The organism is Neisseria sp. N95_16, from assembly GCF_002551535.2.
Classification (GTDB): Bacteria; Pseudomonadota; Gammaproteobacteria; order Burkholderiales; family Neisseriaceae; genus Neisseria; species Neisseria brasiliensis.
This window is the reverse complement of the sequence record NZ_PDBT02000093.1, coordinates 1-7,288: the sequence shown is the minus strand read 5'-3', so window position 1 is coordinate 7,288 and position 7,288 is coordinate 1. Positions and strand designations below refer to the sequence as shown.

General features: G+C 45.9%; 8 protein-coding genes. 6 read left to right on the top strand and 2 right to left on the bottom strand.

Translation table 11 applies throughout. The features are described 5' to 3' along the window. Positions 1–24 precede the first annotated feature (24 nt). Entirely contained in the window at positions 25–849 is an 825-nt protein-coding gene (locus CRG49_RS11615; RefSeq protein ID WP_097784625.1) for an SDR family NAD(P)-dependent oxidoreductase, read from the bottom strand. A gap of 174 nt (positions 850–1,023) precedes the next feature. Here CRG49_RS11615 and CRG49_RS11610 point away from each other — a divergent pair, with 174 nt between their 5' ends. The 6 genes from CRG49_RS11610 (at position 1,024) to CRG49_RS11585 (ending at position 7,032) form a co-directional block, all read left to right on the top strand. Next, positions 1,024–1,440 (top strand): hypothetical protein, encoded by a 417-nt coding sequence (locus CRG49_RS11610; protein ID WP_095502201.1) that lies wholly within the window; start codon positions 1,024–1,026, stop codon positions 1,438–1,440. 177 nt (positions 1,441–1,617) lie between these two features. Then, positions 1,618–3,093 (top strand): anthranilate synthase component I, encoded by a 1,476-nt coding sequence (gene trpE / locus CRG49_RS11605; protein WP_095502202.1) that lies wholly within the window; start codon positions 1,618–1,620, stop codon positions 3,091–3,093. Positions 3,094–3,122: 29 nt separating this feature from the next. After that, a complete protein-coding gene (locus tag CRG49_RS11600; protein ID WP_095502203.1) occupies positions 3,123–4,469 on the top strand; it encodes a hypothetical protein in 1,347 nt (448 codons plus the stop codon). Positions 4,470–4,521: 52 nt separating this feature from the next. Then, positions 4,522–5,667, top strand: a complete 1,146-nt coding sequence (locus CRG49_RS11595) for a 5-(carboxyamino)imidazole ribonucleotide synthase (RefSeq protein WP_095502204.1) — start codon at positions 4,522–4,524, stop codon at positions 5,665–5,667. Positions 5,668–5,826: 159 nt separating this feature from the next. After that, a complete protein-coding gene (locus CRG49_RS11590) occupies positions 5,827–6,432 on the top strand; it encodes an inner membrane-spanning protein YciB (protein ID WP_095502205.1) in 606 nt (201 codons plus the stop codon). A 117-nt stretch (positions 6,433–6,549) separates the two neighbouring features. Next, positions 6,550–7,032, top strand: coding sequence for a GNAT family N-acetyltransferase (locus tag CRG49_RS11585; protein ID WP_095502206.1), 483 nt, complete (start codon positions 6,550–6,552; stop codon positions 7,030–7,032). 66 nt (positions 7,033–7,098) lie between these two features. Here CRG49_RS11585 and CRG49_RS11580 read toward each other — a convergent pair. Further along, on the bottom strand, positions 7,099–7,288 hold a 190-nt coding region (locus CRG49_RS11580), incomplete at its 5' end, for an IS3 family transposase (RefSeq protein ID WP_157807896.1).

Here is a 7,288-nt window from a genome sequence, read left to right as displayed (position 1 = left end):
CCGCCGACCGAGAAAGACATTGGACTATGAGACACCGGGTGATCTGTTTTCAGCAGCCCTTGCCAATGGCATTTGAGCGTTGCACTTGAAATGCGAATGTAAGGCCGTCTGAAAAGTCTGTTTCAATGATTGCCATGTGCGGACATCTTGGATAATTTCATCCCCAAAATCCGCATCAGCAATCATTTCGGCCATTATGTTGGCCACTGATTCGGGTGAACTCAATTCCTGATTGGCGTGAAGCTGCTGGAATCGCGGCAAAATCGGAAAATCATCGCCATCTTGCGCCCGAATCTGCGCCTGCATATCGGTATCAACCACACCCGGCGCAATGCTGCATACTTTCACATTGCGGTGATTTTCCGCTTCCACACAACGCGCATGATGATCTAGCGCTGCTTTGGTCGCACCGTAAACACTCCAGCCCTGATAAGCATTGCGTCCTGCACCACTGCTGATGTGCACGATTTTTACTGCCTGATTATCTGCTTTTGTCGCTAAAACATGGTTGCTGAGTAATAAGGGCGCGATGATGTTCAAACTCACCGCCGCCGCAATTTCAGACGGCCTTTGCTTACCGCATACCGAACTTGGCGCCACCATGCCGGCATTATTCACCAGCACCAATTCATCGGCATCTTGCATGAAATTATTGATTGCCCCGCTTTGTAGCCATGCGCTTAATTTTTCTGCATCGGCCAAATCCAGCGCTACCTGCTGCAAACCGTTTTCTGCGGACAATTCACGTCGAGCAATGCCCAACACTTCTATACCTGCTTGCAGATAATGCGCGGCCAAGGCTTTGCCCAAACCGCTGGAATGTCCGGTAATGATGATTTTTTGGCGCATGACAGGTTCCGTTTGATGGATTCAAGGTAAACGATATTTTGCCATAGTTCTTTTTATCTGAAAAATCAGGCGGCCTATATCCTAGGTCAGAATCATCTTCACAAAACCGCTTTTCAGGTATAGTATTCTCTACTCATCAAGTTGATAAAATATGCGCTATTTTGGAGAAACCGAATGTTCAAACGTCCTGAAGAATTAATCGTATTCGTTTTAGGATTATTGTGGGTTGCTTTTACCTATTTTCTCACCACTTATCTTGGTGCCGACACCTACACTTCTTTAGTGATTACCGGCTTTACCCTACTTTGGGCAGTGGTGTGTTTCATCTTGTGGCAGCGTGATTTGAGCCGAATGATTTGGCCTTGTTTCTTAGGCTTATTGGTAGCTTGCTGGTGGCCGTTTCTCGATTGGTTTGCGATTAAAGATTTCATCGTCCCCGGCGCGAAAAGCCAAGCGATCGTGGTGGCCAAGCCTTGGTATGCCAGCTGGACATTTAAAATTATTTTGGCGCTGATTCCGGTTGCACTTGGCTATTTCATTAAATTCAAGCGCGCGCGTCAAACCAAAATCGATACAGCTTCCAGCTTCTAATTTTACCCGACACCGTTTTCCATCAAAACGGTGTTTATTTTTTGTTTCAGACGGCCTCTAGCGCATCGGCAAATCGGTTAACAATACCCCCATAAGCTGCTATACTCTTTGCACTCTTTAACATCGACCATTTCGCTGCATACACGCATCGCATTTTTCAGGTAAGGCCGTCTGAACATGATCAGCAAACAAGAATATCAAGCCCAAGTCGCACAAGGATACAACCGCATTCCGCTGGTGCAGGAAGTCCTCGCCGATCTCGACACCCCCTTGTCGCTCTATCTCAAGCTGGCCAACAAGCCCTTTACCTATCTGCTGGAATCCGTGGTCGGTGGCGAGCGCTTCGGCCGTTATTCCTTTATCGGCCTGCCTTGCCATCATTATTTAAAAGCCAGTGGCAAACATGTCGATGTGTATCTCAATGGCGAGATTGTCGAGCAATACGACGGCAATCCGCTGCCCTTTATCGAAGCTTTCCACGCACGTTTCAAAACCCCTGAAATTCCAAGCCTGCCACGCTTTACCGGCGGCTTAGTCGGCTATTTCGGCTATGAAACCATTTACAATTTCGAGCATTTTGCCCACCGCCTGAAAAACCCGCCGAAAGCCGACCCGCTCGGCACGCCGGATATTTTGCTGATGCTGTCGCAAGAATTGGCGGTAATCGACAACCTTTCCGGCAAAATCTACCTGATTGTCTATACCGACCCAAACCAAACCAACGGCTACGAAGCCGCACGCGAACGCTTGGAAGACTTACGCACCCAATTGCGCCAAAGCTGCGCCATTCCCTTATCTTTAGGTAGCGCCACTACCCAGCCGACCAGCGAATTTGGCGAAGTGCCTTTCAAAGCCTGTGTCGATAAAATCAAAGAATACATTTTCGCCGGCGACTGCATGCAGGTCGTACCCAGCCAGCGCATGACCATGCCCTACACCGACAGCCCACTGGCACTTTACCGCGCCTTACGCACGCTGAATCCGTCGCCGTATATGTTTTATTACGATTTCGACGATTTCCACATTGTCGGCTCTTCACCGGAAATTCTCGTGCGCCGCGAACAGGACACCGTAGTCGTGCGCCCGATTGCCGGCACCCGTTTACGCGGCAAAACCCCTGCCGAAGACCTGGTCAATGAGCAAGATTTATTAAGCGATGCCAAAGAAATTGCCGAACACGTTATGCTGATTGATCTCGGCCGCAACGATGTCGGCCGCATCAGCCAAACCGGCCAAGTCAACGTTACCGACAAAATGGTGGTAGAAAAATATTCCCATGTGATGCACATCGTTTCCAATGTCGAAGGCCGTCTGAAAGACGACATCACCAATATGGAAATTCTGGCCGCGACGTTCCCTGCCGGCACCTTATCCGGCGCGCCCAAAATCCGCGCCATGGAAATCATCGAAGAAGTCGAGCCTAGCAAACGCGGCATCTACGGCGGCGCTGTGGGCGTGTGGGGCTTCAACAACGACATGGACTTAGCCATCGCCATCCGCACCGCCGTGATTATAAACGGCACGCTTTATATACAAAGCGGCGCAGGTGTGGTGGCCGATTCCGTGCCCGAATCCGAATGGCAGGAAACGCAAAACAAAGCGCGTGCGGTGGTAAGAGCGGCGCAGATGGTGCAAGAAGGTTTGGATAAATAGCCCTAATTCAACTTAGGAATTAGAGAAAAATGGGAAACAGAGAAATTTTACTACTTGTCAGAAATCTATCGAATATTGATGTTATCTCAATATTCGAAGTTTCAAAACAGGATTTAGAGCTGCTCTTAGAAAAAGAAAACTTGGATATTCAAACACAAGATGAATTCAAAAAACTATTAGTTCATTCAAAAAAGTTAGACGCTCTGATTCGACCATCTGATAAACTATTGAAAAATATTAAAGCAAAAATCTCATTCTTAAAAAGAAACCAGGTACAAACTAACAATATAAACTTAAAAAAACCACCTCAAAATCAAGAAAAACTAACCGAGGAGAACTTTATTTCCATAAAGCGAGCTGCTTCTATTTTCAAAAATACCCAGCATTGCCCATTTAGCTCACTAGGATTACCTATTCCTCCCGCAGATGAATATATTAGTGCCCTCTATCACCAAAAATCTACAAATGAAGCATTCCATAGAAAATTAAAGCATGCAATTAATTTTGCGAAAAAGGAAGATGGGGAAAGAAAGAAATTCATAGAACTTTTAGAGAACTCCCCTTTCCCGATAAAAAGTCAATTTTCTACTGCTGATTGCAAAAATCATCAGAAAAGAATGAAATTAAAAATCCTAGTCAAGCAACAGGCTATTGAAGAAAAAAACCGCTCTCCAGAGTTGTTTCATATAGTAAAAGAAAAAAACATTAAAGACTACTTCATATGCCAAATTAAATTAAAGAGTCATATTACAAATAATGAGAAATTAAATATGCTTTTTAAAATCCCTGAAATTCTTGATAAAATCCTACAAGATAACAAACAAAAAATCAAAAGCATACAAGATGCTAAACTATTAATTCTAACAAAACTTAAAGAGTTAGAAATCTTAAATATTGACAAAGAAATTTTAGTATTATGGATAAATCATTATGTCCGGGTATGGATTAGATCAAAGAAAATACCTAAAAGAATCTCATTCTCTGAAAATTGCAGTATAAAAAAAGATTGCTCTTCAATTTATCTCAATAATTTTGGATTATTTGAAGTTGAGAATAAGGATTTACTCAAATTTAGAGTAGAGCACAAATGGTTTTTCTATATGAAAAATTTTGATTTGATAAAATCTGGCACAGACTTTTTTGTAGAGGTCCCATACAAAGCAAAAAATAGTAGCAATGAAGATATTCATAATAGTGATGAATTTGGGCAAGGGATGAGCATGCCATCAACAAGGAAATTATTTGATGAATATCTAGCTTTCATAGATAAAGTGAATAAGGCTTACTATACACCATCATTAGAGAAGCTAGAGATGCAATCCAAAACTGGTTGGGCTGTCTCTGGTGGACTACCTAGCTTAGGGAAAAGAAGATAATTTTCTTTTCCATATCATAATTTATTGAATTTTAAAGAATCAAAAAACCATCATGCAAAACACCCCCATCCTCCCTCCTTCCACTCTCGGCATTCTCGGCGGCGGTCAGCTTGGTCGTATGTTTACCGTGGCCGCGAAAACCATGGGCTACCAAGTTACCGTGCTCGATCCTGATCCGAATGCGCCGGCGGCGGAATTTGCAGACCGTCATTTGTGCGCGGCGTTTGACGATGCCGATGCCTTAAACGAATTGGCTAAATGCGCGGCGGTGACCACCGAATTTGAAAACGTAAACGCTGATGCGATGCGCTTTTTGGCACAGCACACCAATGTTTCGCCGAGCGGCGATTGTGTAGCGGTGGCGCAAAACCGTATTCAGGAAAAAGCATGGATTCAAAAAGCCGGTTTACAAACTGCGCCGTATCAGGCCGTCTTTAAAATGGAAGACATTACCGAAGAGAGCGCAGCATTTTTACCGGGGATTTTGAAAACTGCCACACTGGGTTACGACGGCAAGGGCCAAATCCGCGTGAAGACCTTGGATGATCTGAAAGCTGCTTTTGCCGAGCATGGCGGCGTGGATTGTGTGTTGGAAAAAATGGTCGATTTGCGCGGCGAAATTTCGGTGGTAGTCTGCCGCTTAAACAGCGACAATGTGCAAACCTTCGACCCTGCGGAAAATATTCACGAAAACGGCATTCTGGCCTATTCCATCGTTCCGGCACGTTTGAGTGCCGATATTCAGCAACAGGCGCGGCAGATGGCGCAGCGCTTAGCCGATGAATTGGATTATGTCGGCGTGTTAGCGGTGGAAATGTTTGTTGTCGGCGATACGCATGAATTGGTGGTCAACGAAATCGCCCCGCGTCCGCACAATTCCGGCCACCACACCATCGACGCTTGTGCGGTCAGCCAATATCAGCAGCAAGTGCGCATTATGTGCAATCTGCCGCCGGCCGACACCCTCCTGCTCTCGGCCTGCTGCATGGCGAATATTTTGGGTGATGTTTGGGGTGAAGACGGCAGCGAACCGGATTGGCTGCCGCTGCAAAGCGATACGGCTTCTTTCCTGCATCTCTACGGCAAAAAAGCCGCGCGTGCTGGTCGTAAAATGGGGCATTTTGTCACGCTGGCCAAGGATGCCGATGCCGCTTTTACAAAAGCCCAAGCCTTACACGCTACATTGAAACGCGCTTAAGAGCTTTACAATCGTTTTCTGTTTTCAGACGGCATTTGCGCTACAATATGCCGTCTGAAAACATCTACATCGGGTCGGATTTTATATCCGACATTTTTTATTGATTTCTTCAGATGGCCTTGTATCTTTTATCAAGGCTGAGACCCTAAGTTCCCCATTATGAAAGCTTTACTCGATTTCCTGCCTCTGATTGTTTTTTTCTACCTGTATAAAACCGTCGAGCCTACCGATACCAACCATCCGCTGCTACAACTGACCGGAGCGGCAGGCAGCGACAATAATCACGTTTTAGCCGCTACCGCCGGTTTGATTATTGCCACGGTACTGGTGTACGGCTATCAATTGGTGAAACAGAAATTCCGTTTGGAGCGCCAGCAATGGTTTGTGCTGGCGATGACAGTGGTGTTCGGCGGTATGACGCTGGCCTTGAGCGACGATTATTACATCCGCCTGAAAGCCGTGTTGCTCAATGCCGCATTCGGCGTGGGCATGCTGGTGTCGCACTTTTTCTTCAGCGACCGCCGCTCTGCCGTGCAAAAAATGTTTGATTCGGTATTGGTGCTGTCGCCCGATGGCTGGAAGAAACTCAATTGGGCTTGGGCGGGCATGTTTTTCCTGCTGGCTGCGCTGCATGCTTTTTTTGCCTTTGTGTTTGCCGGTGGCCGATATTGGGGCGAGTTCACCGCATTCGGCGATTTGATTGTGATGTTCAGCTGCATGGGCATTATGTTTTTCGTGTTGCGCAAGCATTTCAAAAGTGAATGACAGCAGCAAAAATTCCGTTTAAAGGCCGTCTGAATCAGCTGTGTTATTGCTATAATCACCTTATCGATTATTGATTTTCAGACGGCCTTTGTTTGATATTTTAATGTGAAAACCACCATGAACCTGCTCACCGTGCTCCGCCCCGCGACCGAAAAAGACTGCCCTTTCATTCACAGCGCGCATCTGCATGCCGTGCAATACACCTGCATCCGCAGCTACAACGAGCGCGTATTGCAGGCATGGGAAGAATTACTCGGCATGGAAAGCTATCACGCCACCATGGCCGATAAAACCAAGGCTTTGTGGGTAGTGGAATACCGTGGTGTGATTCAAGGCTTTTTCCAGGTCGATTTCAAAGAAGCACAGCTCGATGCGCTCTATGTGCATCCTTTAATGCACAACAAAGGCTTGGGCACGGCGCTGTTGCAGCGTGCTGAAGAATTGGCACACGACGCAGGCTTGAGCTTCCTGAAACTGTATGCTTCACTCAATTCCGTGCCGTTTTACCGCTTAAACGGCTACGAATCCTTAGGCGAAGCGGTATTGCCCTTAAACGAACAGGTCAAAGTCAAATGCGAATTAATGCGCAAATATGTATAGCAGTTATCAGGCCGTCTGAAAATTTTTGAACTGTCCCCCAATTCTTGGACAAGTTAATAATCTTTCTCAAACAGCCTGTTCAAGCTGGGTTCTGTAAGCCACAGGACTCAGCTTTTTTAAATTCAAACTAATACGTTCATAATTGTAGTAACGTATGTAATCATCTATCACTTTGGTCAATTCTGCCACCGATAACACACCTTCCTGATAGAAGCTTTCCACTTTTAATGTCCCGAAGAAACTCTCCATCGGTGCA